Source organism: Psychrobacter sp. FDAARGOS_221, assembly GCF_002313155.2.
In the GTDB taxonomy this organism is placed as follows: domain Bacteria; phylum Pseudomonadota; class Gammaproteobacteria; order Pseudomonadales; family Moraxellaceae; genus Psychrobacter.
Genome location: NZ_NWFK02000001.1, coordinates 550269 through 569085 on the forward strand (window position 1 = coordinate 550269; position 18817 = coordinate 569085).

An 18817-nucleotide genomic window follows, 5' to 3' on the forward strand; every position below is an offset into this window, starting at 1 on the left:
TCTTGTTCTTGTTCTTGTTCTTGTTCTTGTTCTTGTTCTTGTTCTTGTTATTTCTCTTATCTCTCTAGTTCCTCTTACTTACCTTCTTCCCCCCATACTGCCCTCTACACGCTGTCTTTGTTATTCAGTTTTATCTCAAATACCACATATCAAAATCAATATTAGTACAAATGAGAATTAGTATAATATGATAACAATTATCATTTACACCTTTATTGTTTTTCAGTATACTTTCCAAACACTTGAAGGCTGTGACTTTCACAGTATTTATTATTACTGAGAGTGATAAACACCGTATCTGATACAACAGTATTATCAGATACAGACGACAAACTTAAACCAGGAACTTATGACTTATGACAACACCACAAACCCAATCAACATCTGATAAAAACCAAGCCCTTTGGCAGTCATACCAACAGCTTAAAGAAAATGACCGCTTTTTGTTTCCACTAGAAGGCGCTACAACATTGAAAGTCAGTGAGCTTGAGTTGCTACTGGCCTCACCTTATAGTCAATATCTAGGCAAAGACTGCCAAACTGTTCTGCAGCAACTAACCGATTTTAGTAAGATTGAAATCATTGTTAGAAATGAGCTTGCGGTACATGAAAAAACTGGCAAATTAAATAATCTAAAGCTGGGTAAACATATGGGTATCGCCCTTAATGTTGGCGGTCTCGACTTACGCTTTTTTGTTGAGCATTGGCATCATATGTTAGCTATCTCAGACACCAGTAAAGCTACTGACAACACCTCGGCTTCCTTTAGCATTCAGTTCTTTGATGACCATGGCGACGCCATTGCCAAAGTATTTTTACGCGATGATAGCCCAGCAGCTTTAGCCCAGTGGCAAACCTTAGTAAGCGAGCACGCACAGTCAACAGCAACAGCAGATATCGTTGCAGAGCTCACACCAAAAGCAGCCGCAACCAAATGGCAGTATAAACAGCTAGATAAAGAAGATTTGCAGCAGTTACATCAGCAATGGCAGCAAATGCAAGATGTGCATCAATTTCACTTTATCTTAAAAAACTTACAGTTAGATCGCGCCAGTAGCTACCATCAAGCACCGGAAGAGATGGCTTATCAGTTGCAACCAGAAGCGATCGATACCCTACTACATCTGGCTCAAAGCAGCGGCGACCCCATCATGATATTTGTCGGCAATAGCGGTGTGGTGCAGATTCAAACGGGCGCAGTACACCAAGTCAAACGTATCGGACAATGGCTTAATATCTTAGACAAACAACACACCGACTTTACCTTGCATTTAAATGACAGTGGTTTGGCACAAGTATGGTGTGTTAAGCGTCCAACCAAAGATGGAATTGTGACTTGTATTGAGGGCTTTGATGACTCAGGCAATAGTATCATCAGCTTCTTTGGTCAGCGCCAAGAAGGAGAGTCAGAGAAAGAGTATTGGCAACAGCTGTGTTCGCAGCTAGTTGAGCAGCACGCTGTCACTAAAGCAGCTTAGGCTATTTTAAATATAGTCATTGTTGCTACTTTCTATTAACAGTTTCGACAGAAAAATTATCGAAGAATGCAGCACTTAGAGCAGTATTTATATAACACTAAAAAAGCACGATAGATTTACTATCGTGCTTTTTTTTAATCACTATAAAGCTGAATCACTTAATCATTAACAAAAGCAATTTTGGTCAATTCTGCGCCACTTGCTGCAGCGAGAATTTGCGCTACAGTTTCATATCGTGCTTCTTTATCCGCGCGCAAATAGATGGCTGGCTGATTTTCTGCTTTCGCTTCACTTTCTAATCGTGTTTGTAGCTGTTCAAATGAGATAGGATCACTCTCCCAATAGATACCCGCATCTTTGTCGACACTAATTTGGATCACCTTAGGAGGTTGCTGCTGTACATCAGCACTGGTCTTAGGTAAATCTAAAGGTACCGATGGATTAAGCACCGTTGCGGTCACCAAGAAGATAATCATCAACACTAGCATAATATCAATCAAAGGAATGAGGTTCATCTCATTCATGCCTTGCATTTCGTCATCACCGAGCTGAAACGCCATAGTTTACTCCTTTATCAATCGCATCAAATTGGCAGATTAACGATTCGCGGTTGATGTGTTTAATCGACTGTTAGACTCTATCGGTGCTTGCGAGCTTGGCTTATGCATTGTTGATTGAGTCGCTTGTGATGGCGTTTGCTTGACGCTATGGCTGGCTGCATCAGCATTGGCCACTTTAGCCGTCTCACCCAATAAGCCATAAGCAACATCGTGCGCCGCAAATAGAGTCTTACGATTGATACGTATGCCAATGTTATAAAAGATAACTGCCGGTATTGCCACCGCCAGACCAAGACCGGTCATAATCAAGGCCTCGCCTACAGGTCCTGCCACTTGCCCTAAGCCTGCCTGCCCTGTCTCACCAATATTATGTAGTGCATGAAAGATACCCCACACCGTACCAAATAGACCGATAAATGGCGCGACCGCTGCAGTGGTTCCCAACACTGCCATGCCCTTTTCACTGTTAAAACGTAACCGCCCTATTTGTTGCATTAATACCTGCTCAACCACCGTCTTACGCTCAGCACTTGATAGATTTTCTAAACTGCTTTTTTGACTGTTTACAGCTTCTGTTAGGCCAGCTGCAACTTTGTCTTTTTGCTGACGGCTGTAATAAATACGCAGTAAACCGATCACCCAAGAGGCGATAGACAAGATAATAAGAGTGAAAAATAAAAACTTGGTGACGATATCTGTGTAATGCCAATACGATGCAAAATCCATGGGAAATCCTTACAAAAGGTTGTATTTAATATCTAATATTCAATGTTTAGAGCTAAATAATTTAAAGCTAAATACTTAATGCCATTGTTTATGTCTAACCTGTCATTTAAAAACAAACTATTTAATGGTTATAAGTTAAATTTAAGCGGGTAATCTGCTGATCCAGAGACAGGAACCCCTTGTCTTATAAAAGGGTTGAAACTGGCTTTTTGAATCGCTTTTAAAACCGCTTTATCAAGCGGTCGATGTCCTGATTCCTTCTTTATTTTTGGGTTTATAATTCTGCCTTGCTTATCAATATCAAAGCTCAGCGTGATCTGATAGGTTTTACCCGACCTTGCGCCTTGATAAACCGCATCATCAAAATCAAATTTGGGTCTTTTTTTCCAGTTAGCATCTACTTCAGCTTGCGAGAAGTTCTGTGGTCCTAGATCTGTTAGACCTTCGCCTTGACCGCCTGAACCTTCGCTTTGACCTTGACCGCCTGAGCTATTTGAGCCAGTACTAGCATTGGGGTTCGCACCTAATCCGCCCTCAGTAGTGAGTGGTGATGATTGATCACCTTTATCATCCTGGTTTCTATTATTTTGATTGGTATTATTGTTGGTGTTAGCACTAGGTGTTTGAGTGTTAGTGTTAGTGTTAGTGTTAGTGTTAGTGTTAGTGTTAGTGTTATCGTTGCGATTACTATTGTTATCGGTATTCGTAGTGTTATGAACCACAGTAGTCGTCGTATTATTATTGACCGTTAACGGATTAAGTAAGTTTGGGTCTATAGAGCTGGTTGGCGGCTCTGTATTGACGGTTGCAAGATCAGGATCTAGAACATCATGTTGATCATTATCAGCCGTATCTAAGGTATTATCTGGCTCTACTGTGTCATCTACCGTAACCTTTGGCTCTGTCTCCACCGTTTTTGGATTCACTGGCTGCTTATCGGTTGTTGGTTTGACCGGATCAGGCTCATTTTGCTCTGCTGCAGCAGGCGTCTCTTTTTCAACTTGGCTGTCTGTTTTATTGCCCACAGCACCAGCATTAGACTGGGTATCAGGTGCAGGTTGTGACTGAGGATCAGAGGCTGTAATTACCTCAGGAGGTAATGCTTGCATCCGTGATTCCGAGCCAATTGACAACAGCTCAATTTGTATCGGTTCTACTGGTTTTTTGACTTCTTTTTTGAAAGACACATCAATAGTGGCTAACAGTGCCGCCAAAGCAGCGTGAATAGCAATGACCACTAATAACACGATTAGTTTTACTTTTTGCGCATTGGCTGTATCGAGACTTGCAATGTTATTAGCTTGTTTTTTCATAAAATACAGTCAGTGTGTGAGTACCTGTCTATTAGGGCATTTATCAAAGCATCTATTAGGGCTTCAATCAGCCCCCTATTTAGTCTGCAACCGCCGCTCCCCCTTTATATAGGATAAGGATAGGATAGCAACATGATGCAGTGCGGTTGTGATTCTGATGCTTAACTGCTTAATAGCTCAAGTATGGTTGACGGTGTGATCTTAAACGTATTGATTCGATCGTTAAGTTGAGCGCTATAGTACAATAAAAATATCCTATATGTAAATAGGAATCATTATTGTTTACGTTATCGTTGTTGATTATACTCGGCTTATCTCAACATACTACCCTCCCAACTCTTTACCCTAAAGCCCTCAAACACATCATAAAAATGCCTAAATACAAGCAATGCAATATTTTTTATTGCATTTGAATATTATTGTTATATTATAACATAACTTTTTCAGCCAAGTTATCTTATCCTGATTATTGGTTATTTGCTGGCTTAGTCTCGCTTGCCTCTAACCTAAATCTGACTTGACTCTAAAAGTAACACTGAGAAGTGTCGTTCAATAACACTCATTTCATTATCACCAAACCGTCAGTTAGACGATGACATCAGACAGTTGAATTGCTCATGAAACCAAAAACACTCCCCCTGACTATTTTTATCATCATGACCTCAGTTGCTGCGCAAGCTTCTACAGCAGCGGTCACCACCAGCCATAATGACCATAGGACAACAACACAGCCAACAGATTTTGATAATCCAAGCCCTTCCACTACTTACTCACAGCCAGTGGTCAATAACTCAGATAACCAAAATGCTTTAAATAGCTCTGAACAACCACATATTGAACTTGATACCACCACAATAAACGTCAAACCATCGGTAACCAGTGCGTTGCCGTTTCAAAATACACGTAAGGCAAGTGATGTCAGCGTCAGTCGTAAGCAGTTAAGCCAACGTTCAGCAACACTAGGTAATGCGTTATCTGAAGAACTTGGCGTACACAGCAATCCCTTTGGCGGCGGCTCATCAGCACCAGTGATTCGTGGTCAAGATGGGGTACGCGTCAAAGTGCTACAAAACGGTACGGATGTGGTGGATGTTTCTAACTTATCGCCCGATCATGTGATTGCTACCGATACCTTACTTGCGGACAAAGTCGAATTGGTACGCGGGCCATCTACCCTACTGTATGGTACCGCCTCTTCTGCTGGCGTGGTCAATGTGATTGATAAACGTATTCCGGACAAAATGCCCAGTGGCAACTTTAGTGATAAGGTCGAAGGCGAAGCGCTGCTGCGTTACAACAGCAACAGTAATGAGAAGCTAGCGACAGCAGGAGCAACTTTTGCATTAACTGACCATATAGCGCTAAGAGTAGAAGGCTTAAGTCGCAATGCAGATGATTATAAAGTGCCTGAGTTTAAGTCTGATGTCACCCTCGACTATCTACCTGATTCTTATAACAAATCAAAAGTAGGTACCCTTGGCCTGTCTTGGATTGATGACAAAGGATATATTGGCGCCTCCTATAGTCGCCGAGAGGATGTATACGGTATTCCCGGTCATAATCACAACTATGACAGCTGTGATGGTCACTTTATTAACTGGCTGGGTTCGGCTGAGACTGGTTTCCACGGTCGCTACTATCTTAACGCTTACCCGCACTTAATGGATGACAGTGATATTATCGACTTCCCCCATTTTGATGGTTGCTATGTGGGCGGGCATGCCGATGATCATGGACATGAGCACAATCATGACAATCCGTTTGGCTTTGAGCACAATCATAACCACAAAGGTCCTTGGGTCGATATGACCATGGATCGTTATGATGTGCGTGGTGAATTAAGACAACCTGTCACTGGTGTTGATAAAGTCAAACTGAGCGTGACTTATGCCGATTACTATCATGATGAAAAAGACCCAGGTAACCCTGAGCGCATTACGGGCATTGGTGAAGGCTTAGATCCAAGACTGGATAAAGGGCATGCAGCGGCTATTTTCAAAAACAAAGGCACCAATGCACGTTTAGAGGCTTATCATAGCCCGGTTGATGCTTTAAATGGTACATTCAACGGCATGATGGGTGTTCAATATCAAAAGCAAGACATGAGTGCCACTGTACCCTACTTACCAAGCTATGGTGATACCACACAAGCTGACCCACGCTACTTACTGGCGCCTCACACCAATAAAAACTTAAGTGTATTTGGCTTAGAGCAATATCAGGTTGGCGACTTTACCTTTGAGGCGGCAGCGCGTTGGGAGAAACAAAAAACACCGGTTGATTATGATCAAAATCTATTGAACCGCAAACTTGAATGGCTGAACACTGGCTTCCCTGCACTAGAGGCCAATGAGGTTGAGCACCCTGACCTGACGCCTTATGAACAAAACGCCCTATCCTACGCAGGCAGTATGATTTGGGATTTTAATCCTGACACTCGCTTGTCATTCACTGCCTCACATAATGAGCGCCTGCCAGCACCGATGGAGCTGTACTATAACGGTAAACATTTGGCGACCAACTCGTTTGAATATGGCAATAAAAATCTAAAAAAAGAACGTTCTAATAACTTTGAGCTCGGCATCTCTCACTTCGGTGAGGACTGGCAGTACAATTTAAGTGGTTACTATAACGACTTTGATAACTATATTTTTAATGAAAATATCACCAAATTTGGCGACTTATACATGCGCCGCTATAACCAAACCACGGCCAAATTCTACGGGTTAGAAGGTGATATTAGCCACTACTTCACCCCAACTCAAAAAGTCACCTTATTTGGTGATTTTGTACGCGGCAAAATCGGTGCATTGGAACCAGTGGTAGGTAAGTCTTTATATGGTGAAAGCTCTGAAGTGTTAGGATTAAAGCCAAGCTGTGAAGGTATGACTGGTGAACAAATTGCAGGTCAATTATCTAACTGTATACTGTTAGCCAATGAGGCGGCCAACCCTATATTAGAAGTAGATGAAGCTTGTAGTCCAGAGGATTTGGTCAGTGCCGCTGATTTTTGTGTTCTAAGCTACCCACAAAAGCTAGGCACTGATGTACTTCTACGCAAAAAAACCAATGCACCCCGTGTACCACCAGCACGCTTAGGCTTCCGTTATGACAACTATATCACCGATAATCTATCCCTTAATGTTGATTACACTCATGTGTTTGAACAAAATAAAGTGACCACTTCTACCATCGCTATTAAGCCGATTGAGTACACGGAAAACGGTGAGAAGAAACAGTATAATAATAACAGTCTGTTAATGCAGCCAAGATATGTCACCGAAAATAAAACTGCCGGCTACAACTTACTTAACTTAGGCGCAGATTATGAAAGCAGCTATGGTAACTTTGACTATACGCTGTCCCTTCGCGCCAATAACATCTTGGATGAGAAGATTTATATTCATAACTCTTTCTTACCCTATGTACCGCAGATGGGACGCAACTTTACCTTAGGTCTCAACGTGAAGTTTTAAGCGCTAGCGCAGTAAATAATTGTCATTTAACGCCCTTAACAACTCCGAAATACCAAGCTATTTAGTGGTTATCTAATGCGACATATCATCAGTGTATGTTAACTAGATGGCCTCTAAATGGCTTTTTTATTGGCTTGGCACAATAAATAACCTCAACTTTCTTTCATCCTAACTTAACCCCAACTTAATCAATGACGGCTACTGTTTATAGCAAATTATTACAGCCTAGCATCATTAGCTTTACCATTGGCATGATAAAATAGCGTGTTTTACCCATGAGTTTACCTATTGGGTTGAATTTATTATAGGGCATGGTTAGTGTTGTGGCGCCGTTTGTTAATGTGATGCTGTTATTTAAAGCTAACAGATTGTTTATAAAAACAAAATCGTAAAACACAAACGCTCTACAGCAGTTAATACTTTATATATTAAACCTTTGGATTTAAACCTAATGATGACTTTTAGTGAGACTTCTACACCCACTTTGAAAAAAATGCTATTAACCTCTTTGGTTGCCAGTTTGCCTCTACTCGGGATGAGCGTTGGTATCAATCAGGCCATGGCCGCACCACCTCCGCAGAAGTGGAAACTAGACAAGTCGAAAACCAAAGTAAACTTCTCAGTCAGCTATCTAAAAAACTCGACCGTACAAGGTAAGTTTAATGAAATTGATGGCGACATTCGATTCGATGAAAACAATCCGCAAAATACCAAAGTCAACTTTGTGGTGCAAACCGAAAGCCTTGATACCGATCTTAAAGCACGCGATTACTTTATCCGCCGCAAAGAGCTACTCAATACTAAGCAGTATCCGACGTTAAAGTTTGTTTCTAGTAATATTAACCTAGCCTCTTCTCGATCCGGTACATTGTCAGGTAACTTCACTGCTTTGGGTCAAAGCAAGCCATTAACCGTCAAAGTAACCTTAACCGATGCAGTCAATAGCGCGACTAACCAGCCGGTATTGAAGTTTAAAGCCACCGGTCAGGTCAACCGCCATCATTATGGGGTCACTGCTTTTCCAAAAATCTTTGGCACCAACATACCTATCGTGATTACTGGCGAGCTAGTTCCTGATAAATAGCCACTTCGGTTACCAATATTGTTAATCTCAAGTTATTGTTTGTGACGCCATAAGAAATTTCTTATGGCATTTTAACTGATTAGCAGTGAGTTCTAACCAGTTGCAATCGCTTACCTTGTGAGAATCAATCACAACAATTGTAAGCGTTGCCCTTGATACACTAAGCCTATCCTAAGCTTAAAAGCAATATGAGCTTAAGAACAATAATATAAAAAAAGCAAAAACATTAAAATTTAGTGTTACAACAGATACCCTAATAAGGAGAAACAGGATAACCATTCAACACCTTTCTAATAACAAAAAACTGACGACTAAAAAGCTGACATTAGCCGCATTATGCGCGTCTAGTTTGGCCTTGTCTGCCTGCCAGCCCAATACTGATGAGAATACTGACCAGACTCAGCCGAGTGACGTTGAGAGTACTGAAGTAGCTGCAGACAATGAAGAAGCGGCTATGGCCAACGATCATGCCGAACATGATCAGCAGATTAGCGATGACCATCAAGATCATGATGCCAATACCTCCGCGACCACTGAGTTTGGTAAAGCATATATGGCCGACATGGATGGCATGCACCAAGATATGATGCAAGCGTTAACCGCTAATGATGCTGATGTTGCTTTTGCTAAAGGTATGTTACCGCATCACGAAGGTGCAATCGACATGGCCGAGGTTCAGTTAAAGTATGGTAAAGATGATACGATGCGCAAATTAGCGCAGGATGTCATCGATGCTCAACAGGCTGAAATTGATCAGATGAAAGCTTGGCTAGATGAGCATCCTGATACCGAAGAACAAGAATATACCAAGCAGATGCAGCAAGCTTATAGTAGCAGTATGAATGCAATGCATGACGATATGATTCAAGGTCTATTAAGTGATGATGCGGATATAGCATTTGCCAAAGGCATGCTTGCTCACCACCAAGGCGCAGTCGATATGGCTAAGGTTCAGCTTGAATATGGTAAAGATGATGCCATGCGTCAGTTGGCCGAAGACATCATCAGTGCTCAACAAGCTGAAATTGAGTTAATGCAGCAGTGGATCAGTGAGCATGAATCTTAATTCTATTTTTTAGCTTATTTTTTTCACATAAGCTTTAGCCTATTTTTGAACATAAGCACACTGAACCATTAGATTAAACAAAGCGCTTAAAGCAAGTTTAATGTTTACTGCCTTAGGCGCTTTTTAATGGCTAACTCGATTCATTGATTAAGTTATGTTCAGTTTTTTAATAAATTTTTCTAATACTAACCGTTATCAAAACACTCTAAATACAGTGTCATAAAAAGTTAAAACGGGTAATTTAACAAATCTGAACCCCTATATTTAGACCCTCCGTAACATCAATACCTAACCCTCTTTTATATAAATCACAGCCATTGTCAGCTTAAAAATTTCTTAATAGACAACTGAGTTAAAACTCAGTGACCGGTTGGTTTAAAAACCGACTGGGACAGTTTTGCCCTGTTAATTGCACTTGTATTCTGTCGACTTATTGATAATATGGCGCCCTGCTAATGCATAATCAATTTTAAAAAGACCTTAATCCGGTCAAAGTTAACTTAAAACAGACTTATTTATTTTCTATAAAGTCTCCTGAATAAACAAGCAATATAGGGATATGAAAATGAGCAGCTCAGTTATCAAAGCCATGAGTTATGCTGGTGTGTATGTCGGAGCCGTCATCGGTGCAGGCTATGCTAGTGGACAAGAAGTGATGCAGTTTTTTTCCGGTTATGGGCTCGTTGGGATTGTCGGTGCAATTATTACGACAGTGATGTTTGTTTGGTACGGTTCTGTGTTTATGGAGTTGGGTAACCGATTACAAACCTGCAGCCATCGCGATGTATTGCGCTACTTATGTGGTGACAAATTGGCGTTTATTGGCGACTATGTGCTTCTATTTTTCATGTTCGGGTGTGTCAGTATCATGTTCTCAGGTGGCGGTGCGGCCATCAATGAATACTGGGGCTTATCTGTGATGACCGGTAAGCTGATTATTGCCGGCATGACACTGGCAACCGTTATCTTTGGATTCTCCTCGTCTGTTCGAGCACTGGGTATCGTCTCTCCTATTATCATCTTCAGTGTTATCGCCATATCTTTAATCACACTAGGCTCGCATTTTGATCAATTAAGCACAGTCGATCAAAGCTTAGAAGGACTAACGCCGACCCTGGCTACCCCATTTTGGTGGACCTCTGCGGTGGTGTATGTGTCGTATAACGTCAGTTTAGCGACATCAACCTTGACGGCCATTGGCGGTAAAGAGCCTAGCTTACCAACCTTGCGTAAAGCCGGTATTATTGGTGGTATTTCGCTGGGTCTATGCTTGTTATTTATCACGCTAGCGCTGCTTTCTGACCTAAGCAATGTAATTGAATACCAAATTCCATTTTTACAAATCGCACAAAACATCAGCCCATTGGTTGGTATTTTATTTAGCGTTGTGCTGGTGATTGCGGTATTCACCACAGCCGTAACCAACTTATATGGGTGTGTGATTCGCTTTTTTGATTCTAAAAAACAGCCTGCTAAATTCCGCACCTTAACCATCAGTTTAGTGGCGTTATCTTTATTAGCATCACTGTTCCCATTTAGTACGCTAATCAACGTCCTCTACCCTGCGCTGGGTCTGTTAGGCATGGTCATTATGGTGTGTGCGTTATACAAAACCGTCACAGGGCAAATCTTTTTAAAAACAGGTGCCAAGCTGACAAACAACAGATAGTTTGTTTTAAATAGAACAAATCACCTATTATTTAGCCCTCTTTATTTGGCTGCTATTAAGCAATAAAGAGGGCTTTTTTGTGGCTAATTGTTATTTAAAACTGGCTAATTGACTGCTGTTTATAAATAAATACGGTTTAGGACTGAATGAGCGTTGCCTGCCTTAATTCAGTAATATTACCCACGCCCAAGATAGCCATGGTGACCTCTAATTCTTCTAACAGCAGCTTATTGACATGTGCCACGCCAAGCGCACCGGCCAACGCCAACCCATAAATATAACCGCGCCCTATTCCCACTGCATCAGCGCCGATCGCGATCATTTTTGCCATGTCACTGCCTGAGCTGACACCACCATCAGCGATAATCACCATATCGTCACCAACTTGCTCTCGAAGCTTAGGCAAACAGGTCGCAACTGGCATAATGTCAGCCAACACCCGCCTGCCATGGTTTGATGCAATAATACCTGCGCAGCCACTGTCTTTGGCAAGCTGTGCGTCCTGAGGGTGCAAAATACCTTTGAGCATCACCGGCACTCGGCAACGAGCAACCAGCCAAGCAATATCTTCCCAATTCGGGGCTTGTGCTAATAATTGCGCCAAGCTGCTTTCAGATGAATTGGCTTGTGAATGGTTTTGCGAAATGGAGGGCATATTCACCGCTTGGCAATACTCAGGCAGCTGCGCACCAAAACGACGACTGACGGCACGCACTCCGGTATGCGGCGCATCAACGGTGAGCACTAATAGCTGCATACCGCTTTCGATTAGTGTATCTATTAATTGTAAGTTATATTCACGCCGTGCTTGGGTGCTGGCCTTACTCGATGGATTGCTAATGTTCTGCGCCTGCGCTGCAGGCAACGCTTGCCAATACCACTGCACCACACCAACATTGGCTTGTGGCAATAATTGATCAAACGCAGTATTACCGAAGCTGCTTAAGATGACAGGCGTATTCATAACTTGCGCCGCTTGCATCGTTGCCAGCTCCGCTTGAGGGTGATATAAGCCTTGATGCGCAACTGGTGACAGCCACAGCGGATGTGAAAGCTGTATATCCAGTGGCACAGCACTGTACGGATTGTATAAACGGCAACTGGTATCAACCGGCTTTGGGTTTAGTACTCTTGGTAGCCATTGATAACCATCTAAAGCATCTTTATTGCTATCACCGATAAGGTTATTTTCAAACAGCAGCGCTTGCATTTGTTCAGGCAAATGCTGACGCACCGCGTGCTCATAGTCGGCTAAAGTCACCAGTTCATTTGGAATATGTGACCATAATGGCTGCCAGCGTTGCTGATGCTTATATGACTGGCTGTGTGGCTGCTTATTTGGATATTGACGCTTATTGGATTGAAACTGAGCGCTCATGACGGATGCTGCCTTGTTTAATTGACGGTCGCTGTCCGGTTAGCTTTCTGCCCATAGTCTGAGCAAGTTATGATAGCTTTGATTTAGCTTTTCAATGGCTTGCTGGATTAGCCTTTGATCTGCGCTGTGTTTTTCATCTATATGTTTATTTAGCTGCTCGCCTTGAACTTGAGTGCTTTGTTGTGGGTTGCTAACCGCAAGCAGCTGCTGTCTTAATAGAATGTGACTCACATCCAAGTCATGTAAAATTTGGCGCTGCTCATCACTACGCACCAAGCTTTGCACCCAAGTAACCATAGCCAAGCGCTGACCGGAAGTAACGGTATTGACCCGGTGCAAACTGGTCGATGGATACAGCACCGCATCCCCAGCATTTAGCTTAATGCTGTGCTCTCCATACTCATCACTGATAATCAGCTCACCGCCCTCATAGCTGGCAGGATCATTTAAAAATAAAGTAAAAGATAAATCCGTGCGCATCAGTTGCTTGCTATCAGGATGGGTTTGAAGTGCATTGTCGACATGCATCCCATAGCCCTGCCCTGGCTGATAAGCACTAAATAAAGGCGGCATGATAACCTTTGGTAAAGCTGCAGACATAAACACTGGGTGCTGCAGCAGCGCTTCAAGACAGAGACTGGCCATGGCTTGATAGCTTGGATCTTGACGGCTTAATTGCCAGTTGTTTTTTTGCTGCTGCGCACTAATACCCGCGGTCAGCTTACCGTCTTGCCACTGCGCGTTTTGTTGCGCCAATGTGTTGGTTATTTGCGACAGCTGCGTGTCATCTAATACTTTTTCGATAATGTGTAGCATGGTCATCATTCCCATTTATAACGGCATAAAGCCCTTACAAGATAAAAGCCACTCTCAAATGTCAGCTTATCATCCCTGCGATTGGCAGTCGTTAATAATAGTTCGACATCAAAAGTGGCTTAGTCTTTATAAAGTTAAAGCTAGTGATTTAAACAAACCAGCTTAAAGGGTTTATAGCCTTAAAACTGATACTTTAAGGTTAACATTGCATTTAATGGCTCACCTTTTATGGCTCTATAGCCCAGTATGTTGACCGACTCCAAATAATCTTTATCAAACACATTATTGATATTTAGATCGGCAGAGAACGCATCATTAAAGCGATATGAGGCAAACACATCAAACGCCCAATAATCTGGAATAACTGGCATAGAAGTTTGGGCTAAGTCTGCATCAGGGTTGGCTTCACGTTTTTGCTCATCGACATAACGCACACCGCCGCCTAAGGTTAGCTTGTCATTATAATCATAGCTGGTCCATAGGGTTCCGGTAAGCTCAGGTGACCATCGACTCGAGGCACCGACTGAATTAGGTCCACTGACACTGCCTTTTTTAATTTCGGTATCCATGGTTTGGATACCTAAGTTTACCCGCCAATCTGGGGTAATCTCACCTTGCGCTGTAAACTCGATACCTTTAATTTGGCGCTTACCAAACTGAACGTAGTTACGATTTTCATCAAGCTCTGCCAGCTCATCTTCATGAGTGGTGTGGTAATAAGCTAGACCCAGTAACAATCGCTCATCAAGTACATTCCATTTTGAACCAATCTCCCAGCTTTTGGTTTTTTGAGGGTCAAAAATTGGATTGGCATTAGGATTGGCCGCATTACGCCCAGTGGTACCAAAGGTAAAATTCTCACTACCCGGCGGGGTTTCGGTACGACCATAACTGGCATAGATACTCGACTGTTTGGTTGGTTTAAATACCAGCGCACTCTTATAGCTGTGCAAAGTGCCCTCATCTTTTAGGGTGCTCTTTTCACCATTAGCGTTGCGCGTGGTAAAGTCTGTTTTATACTTATCCAAACGTCCGCCAAGCATCACATCCCACTGCTCATTTAAAGCGATGGTATCAAATAAATAAGCAGCCATTGTTTTGGTCTCACCTTTGGTGTGCGTACCATTGGCAATGGTTGCCACTTGTGGACTGCCCGGATCTGGGTGATACAGACTTGGGAAATTGCTGTCCAAAGAGGGATAGGTTAAGCCATTATTTTTTTGATTTTCTTTGATAAATTCAATACCGGTACTAATATCGTGGCTCAATGCGCCGGTTTGGAAGTCCAATATATTGATATTGGTCATATTCGCCAACGTGGTATTTTCTCTATCTACCCCTTGTCTGATGGCACTGACTCTCCATGTGCTGGGGTCATTTTTATCGACATTTAGGTCAATCAATTTGTCATAGACTTCTAGTTTATTGGTACCGCGACGAATATTAAGCGGTATATTAAAAGGGATATAAGGTGCTGAAGAGCGACGATCCATGGTTGTTTTCGAGTATCGAGTGGTATTGGTCAGTTGAATATCATCATCTAGATCATGTTCAACAAACACGCTAAACACATCACTATCAATATCTTCATAGTCACTGCGCATGCCGTAGTAATTTTTGTCATTTACTTTTGGCGCCGCATTTCTGGCCGCATTGGCTGAATTCAGTTCAGCCACCACTTCCTCTGGGGTTGAGGCATCTACCCGTGAATAATCAAATTCAGAAAAATCAAAATCATCAACTGTATAATCGGTGCGGCCATAAAAATAACCGTCCATCCCTATGGTCGGAATCCCAGTCTCTGGCGTATTACGAGATCTCAACATCTCAGCGCTAGCAGTGACTCGTGTCGCTCCGCCATTATCCCAGGTGATGCTCGGCGCAATACCAAATTGCTTAACATCGACTTCATCACGTTTTACCGCATCACCCTTTTCATACATTAAGTTCAATCGACCTTTTAGGTCATCATTAAAAGGACGATTTAAGTCAGCAACCGCACGGGCTTTACCTTCGCTATCGATACTGAATTCTGTTTGATAGTCCTCATAAGATTTGGGCTTTTTACTAATAATGTTAATCGCCCCGCCTGTTGCGCCACGTCCAATTTCGGCACCTGCTAGCCCTTTGGTCACTTCAATGGACTCAACATTAAAGGTATCGCGATTAACTGCGCCGACTTGACGCACCCCATCTACCAAAAATAGGCTATTGCCCGAAAAGCCACGCATACTGATTGCATCACCCTCGGTGCTATTGGCATTTTCACCCATTTGCATTGTAATCCCTGGGGTGTTGCGCAGCGCATCGATTAAGCTACCGGCTTTTTGCTCTTCAATTAAGCGATCATCGAGCACGGTTACCGTTTGAGGCACATCGACTAACGGCTGGGTATACTTTTGATTTTGTAAATTATTGGCTTTAAATTCAGCAGGAGGGCGTGCATTGATAACCGTTGTGTCTAAGGTGATATGTGGCGCTGAAATCTGCTGATTATCAGTAACTGCATTGATTGATTCGCTTTGTGAGCCTGCCTGTGTGGTTGATTGCTCTACTGCCATTGCCATAGATGTCATCGATGAAAGCGGTACCGCAGAGGCCATAATTAACAGTTTTGATAAGCTCGGTTTTCGAGTACTAACGATAGTGGCAGGGCTTGTCGCCGCAGAGGAAGCTTTTGTATTGGTTAACACTGTTGGCTTTGCATTCGCAGTTAATCGGTCACGTTGGTTTTCTGGCATAAGGTAAAGTCCTGAGTTTAAAAGTTATGCTGAACACATGATGCACTTGTCGCTTACTTAACCACGCGGCGGTTAATACACATAGCAGTTAATAAAAGACAAACCACACCATCAACTGAGTGTAGAAAAAGCAGCCGCCCAGTCATCGTTATTGCATCCTATTTGATTGTTACCCATGAGCTTTGGTTTACGGAATTTGACCTAATCAGTTGCAACCGCTTATTAGTAGTTGGTTATCGTTCTCATTTAAGAGTGATTATCATTAATCATTGTAAATTTTGCAAGTATTTTTTAAACTTTTTGTTGCTGAAGCAAACCATTAGTACTTTACCTCCTTTGATTACATTTATTTTTACTTAAGACAATGACTGTTTCTACTCACAATAATGAGTGTCTATGCTAAAGAAATTAACGGTTGATGCTCATATTTTGCATGCCCTAATGGTTAATTATTGCATACGAGAGTGACTGTTTTTTCTTATAAGGATCACTGCTTAAGAGTGGCGGTTTAATTGCTATGGCTGTGAGCTATTTTACCCAAATCGAGCATCAGCTTATATATAGCAAACTAAAATGACTATTTTAATACCTTGCGTAACATACCATTTACATAGTATATTCTTATCTATTCAAAATTATCTGTGACTACTCGATCGAACATGTCAACTTCTCATGCCATTTAGTCAGCCACCGATTTGATACCCCTATCTCGTTCAATACAAGCTTATAGTCGTAAAAAGATTTAAAAATCTAATAATAATATGAGCATAATCTGAAAAAGGAATTTCCCATGAAACAACCTATGTTTAAACTTAGCCTATTAGCTGCAGCAACCCTAGCTGTAACAGCCTGTGGCGGCGGTAACGAAGACAAAGCTGCCGCAGCAGGTAGTGATGCCGCTGCTAAAACCCTAATCTATTGTTCAGAAGGTAGCCCAGCTGGCTTTGACCCTGCGCAATACACGGCCGGTACTGACTTTGATGCCAGCGCCTACCCGATTTATAACGGTCTGGTTGAATTTAAACGTGGTGAAACAGAGATTCAGCCAGGATTGGCTGAAAGCTGGGAAATCAGTGATGATGGTAAGACTTATACCTTTAAACTACGTCAAGGTGTTAAGTATGGTACGACCGACTTTTTCACCCCATCACGCGAATTTAATGCTGATGACGTGATCTTCACCTTAAAGCGCTTAACCGATCCTGACTTTGAATTTAACAAAGCCTATCCAGCTGAGTTCCCATACTCTGTTGATATGGGATTACCAGACAACATCGCTAGTATTGAAAAGCTTGATGACTACACGGTGAAAGTGACTTTAAACGAAGTTAACGCGCCTTTCTTACAAAACCTAGCCATGCCATTTGCTTATATTGATTCAGCTGAATATGCACAGTCACTATTAGATTCTGGTAATGCTGCTGATATCAATACCAAGCCAGTTGGTACTGGTCCGTTCGTCTTTACCTCTTATCAGAAAGACTCACAGATTCGTTATACCAAAAACCCTGACTACTGGAATAAAGACGACATCCATATTGATAACCTAGTATTTGTTATTACCAAAGATTCATCAGTACGTGCGCAAAAAGTACAAGCCGGTGAGTGTCATGTGTCTGCTTATGCCAACCCATCAGAAGTTGAATCTGCTAAGAGTTCAGGTAAAGCCAATGTATTGGAAGAGCCTGGCTTTAACGTCGGCTACATCGCTTATAACACTGAGCGTCCAGAGCTAAAAGACCGTAAGGTACGTGAAGCACTTGATATGGCCATCAATAAAGACGCCATCATTGATGCGGTTTACCAAGGTGCCGGTGTAAGAGCTGCTAACCCAATGCCACCAACGCAGTGGGGCTTTAACGACGAGCTAAAAGATGCACCTTATGATACTGAAAAAGCCAAGGCGTTAATGCAAGAAGCTGGTGTTGATGGTTTTGAAATTGATCTTTGGTATATGCCAGTTCAACGTCCTTACAATCCAAACGCTAAGCTAATGGCAGAAATGCTACAGGCCGATTGGGCTAAGATTGGGGTTAAAGCCAACCTTAAAACTTATGAATGGGGCGAGTATCTAAAACGCGCCAACAAAGGTGAGCACGATATCATCCTAGCCGGTTGGACAGGTGATAATGGTGATCCTGATAACTGGTTAGGCGTATTACTGTCATGTGATGCAGTTAATGGCAATAACTATGCGCGCTGGTGTAATAAAGACTTTGATAAGTTAATCATGGATGCCAGAGCTATTACTGACCAAGAACAGCGTATTGCTAACTATGAACAAGCTCAGACTATCTTCAAGCAAGAGCTACCTTGGACTACTGTTGCCAACTCAGTTGTTACCGTATTGACCACACCTAATGTAAAAGACTACAAAATCAGTCCTTTAGGTTCTATTCGCTTTGACGGTGTTGATGTTGAATAACACTGATATTGTCTAAAGTTGATATCAATCGATATGACGAGTTGTGCCAGTAACAACCTAACGTACCTTTAGTTCTTATAAGTAA

Annotated in this window: 12 protein-coding genes; 6 read left to right on the top strand and 6 right to left on the bottom strand. The window is 42.2% G+C overall.

What is annotated here, in order from left to right:
- Positions 1-356: 356 nt before the first annotated feature.
- Positions 357-1478 carry a ChuX/HutX family heme-like substrate-binding protein gene (locus tag A6J60_RS02310; RefSeq protein ID WP_096064565.1) on the top strand — a complete coding sequence of 374 codons (1122 nt, stop codon included), beginning with the start codon at positions 357-359 and terminating at the stop codon, positions 1476-1478.
- A gap of 158 nt (positions 1479-1636) precedes the next feature.
- Here A6J60_RS02310 and A6J60_RS02315 read toward each other — a convergent pair whose 3' ends face one another.
- From A6J60_RS02315 to A6J60_RS02325, 3 genes are all read right to left on the bottom strand, one after another.
- Positions 1637-2038 (bottom strand): ExbD/TolR family protein, encoded by a 402-nt coding sequence (locus A6J60_RS02315; RefSeq protein WP_096064566.1) that lies wholly within the window; start codon positions 2036-2038, stop codon positions 1637-1639.
- A gap of 36 nt (positions 2039-2074) precedes the next feature.
- The gene (locus tag A6J60_RS02320) at positions 2075-2764 is read right to left on the bottom strand and encodes a MotA/TolQ/ExbB proton channel family protein (RefSeq protein ID WP_096064567.1); all 690 of its coding nucleotides are present in this window, start codon (positions 2762-2764) and stop codon (positions 2075-2077) included.
- Positions 2765-2892: 128 nt separating this feature from the next.
- Positions 2893-4077 carry an energy transducer TonB gene (locus tag A6J60_RS02325; protein WP_096064568.1) on the bottom strand — a complete coding sequence of 395 codons (1185 nt, stop codon included), beginning with the start codon at positions 4075-4077 and terminating at the stop codon, positions 2893-2895.
- A gap of 617 nt (positions 4078-4694) precedes the next feature.
- Between A6J60_RS02325 and A6J60_RS02330 the strand changes: the two genes are divergently transcribed.
- The 4 genes from A6J60_RS02330 (at position 4695) to A6J60_RS02345 (ending at position 11372) form a co-directional block, all read left to right on the top strand.
- A complete protein-coding gene (locus tag A6J60_RS02330) occupies positions 4695-7553 on the top strand; it encodes a TonB-dependent receptor domain-containing protein (RefSeq protein WP_227526035.1) in 2859 nt (952 codons plus the stop codon).
- Positions 7554-8004: 451 nt separating this feature from the next.
- A complete protein-coding gene (locus A6J60_RS02335) occupies positions 8005-8637 on the top strand; it encodes a YceI family protein (protein WP_227526036.1) in 633 nt (210 codons plus the stop codon).
- A 349-nt stretch (positions 8638-8986) separates the two neighbouring features.
- Positions 8987-9703 carry a DUF305 domain-containing protein gene (locus tag A6J60_RS02340; protein WP_227526037.1) on the top strand — a complete coding sequence of 239 codons (717 nt, stop codon included), beginning with the start codon at positions 8987-8989 and terminating at the stop codon, positions 9701-9703.
- A gap of 565 nt (positions 9704-10268) precedes the next feature.
- Positions 10269-11372, top strand: coding sequence for a beta-carotene 15,15'-monooxygenase (locus A6J60_RS02345; RefSeq protein WP_096064571.1), 1104 nt, complete (start codon positions 10269-10271; stop codon positions 11370-11372).
- A gap of 136 nt (positions 11373-11508) precedes the next feature.
- Here the strand turns inward: A6J60_RS02345 and A6J60_RS02350 are convergent, their stop codons facing one another.
- The 3 genes from A6J60_RS02350 to A6J60_RS02360 form a co-directional block, all read right to left on the bottom strand.
- The gene (locus tag A6J60_RS02350) at positions 11509-12750 is read right to left on the bottom strand and encodes an alpha-hydroxy acid oxidase (protein WP_096064572.1); all 1242 of its coding nucleotides are present in this window, start codon (positions 12748-12750) and stop codon (positions 11509-11511) included.
- A 39-nt stretch (positions 12751-12789) separates the two neighbouring features.
- The gene (locus tag A6J60_RS02355; RefSeq protein ID WP_193778009.1) at positions 12790-13566 is read right to left on the bottom strand and encodes a Fe2+-dependent dioxygenase; all 777 of its coding nucleotides are present in this window, start codon (positions 13564-13566) and stop codon (positions 12790-12792) included.
- Between the two features lie 179 nt (positions 13567-13745).
- On the bottom strand, positions 13746-16307 hold the full coding sequence (locus A6J60_RS02360; protein ID WP_096064574.1) for a TonB-dependent siderophore receptor: 2562 nt from the start codon (positions 16305-16307) through the stop codon (positions 13746-13748).
- Positions 16308-17097: 790 nt separating this feature from the next.
- Here A6J60_RS02360 and A6J60_RS02365 point away from each other — a divergent pair.
- On the top strand, positions 17098-18732 hold the full coding sequence (locus A6J60_RS02365) for an ABC transporter substrate-binding protein (RefSeq protein WP_096064575.1): 1635 nt from the start codon (positions 17098-17100) through the stop codon (positions 18730-18732).
- Positions 18733-18817 lie beyond the last annotated feature (85 nt).

Bases quoted from the DNA above. Each gene is read 5' to 3' on its own strand.
- A6J60_RS02320 (WP_096064567.1), bottom strand. From the start codon at position 2,764: ATGGATTTTGCATCGTATTGGCATTACACAGATATCGTCACCAAGTTT.
- A6J60_RS02325 (WP_096064568.1), bottom strand. From the start codon at position 4,077: ATGAAAAAACAAGCTAATAACATTGCAAGTCTCGATACAGCCAATGCG.
- A6J60_RS02365 (WP_096064575.1), top strand. From the start codon at position 17,098: ATGAAACAACCTATGTTTAAACTTAGCCTATTAGCTGCAGCAACCCTA.
- A6J60_RS02360 (WP_096064574.1), bottom strand. From the start codon at position 16,307: ATGCCAGAAAACCAACGTGACCGATTAACTGCGAATGCAAAGCCAACA.
- A6J60_RS02345 (WP_096064571.1), top strand. From the start codon at position 10,269: ATGAGCAGCTCAGTTATCAAAGCCATGAGTTATGCTGGTGTGTATGTC.
- A6J60_RS02330 (WP_227526035.1), top strand. From the start codon at position 4,695: ATGAAACCAAAAACACTCCCCCTGACTATTTTTATCATCATGACCTCA.
- A6J60_RS02335 (WP_227526036.1), top strand. From the start codon at position 8,005: ATGATGACTTTTAGTGAGACTTCTACACCCACTTTGAAAAAAATGCTA.
- A6J60_RS02315 (WP_096064566.1), bottom strand. From the start codon at position 2,038: ATGGCGTTTCAGCTCGGTGATGACGAAATGCAAGGCATGAATGAGATG.
- A6J60_RS02350 (WP_096064572.1), bottom strand. From the start codon at position 12,750: ATGAGCGCTCAGTTTCAATCCAATAAGCGTCAATATCCAAATAAGCAG.
- A6J60_RS02310 (WP_096064565.1), top strand. From the start codon at position 357: ATGACAACACCACAAACCCAATCAACATCTGATAAAAACCAAGCCCTT.
- A6J60_RS02355 (WP_193778009.1), bottom strand. From the start codon at position 13,566: ATGCTACACATTATCGAAAAAGTATTAGATGACACGCAGCTGTCGCAA.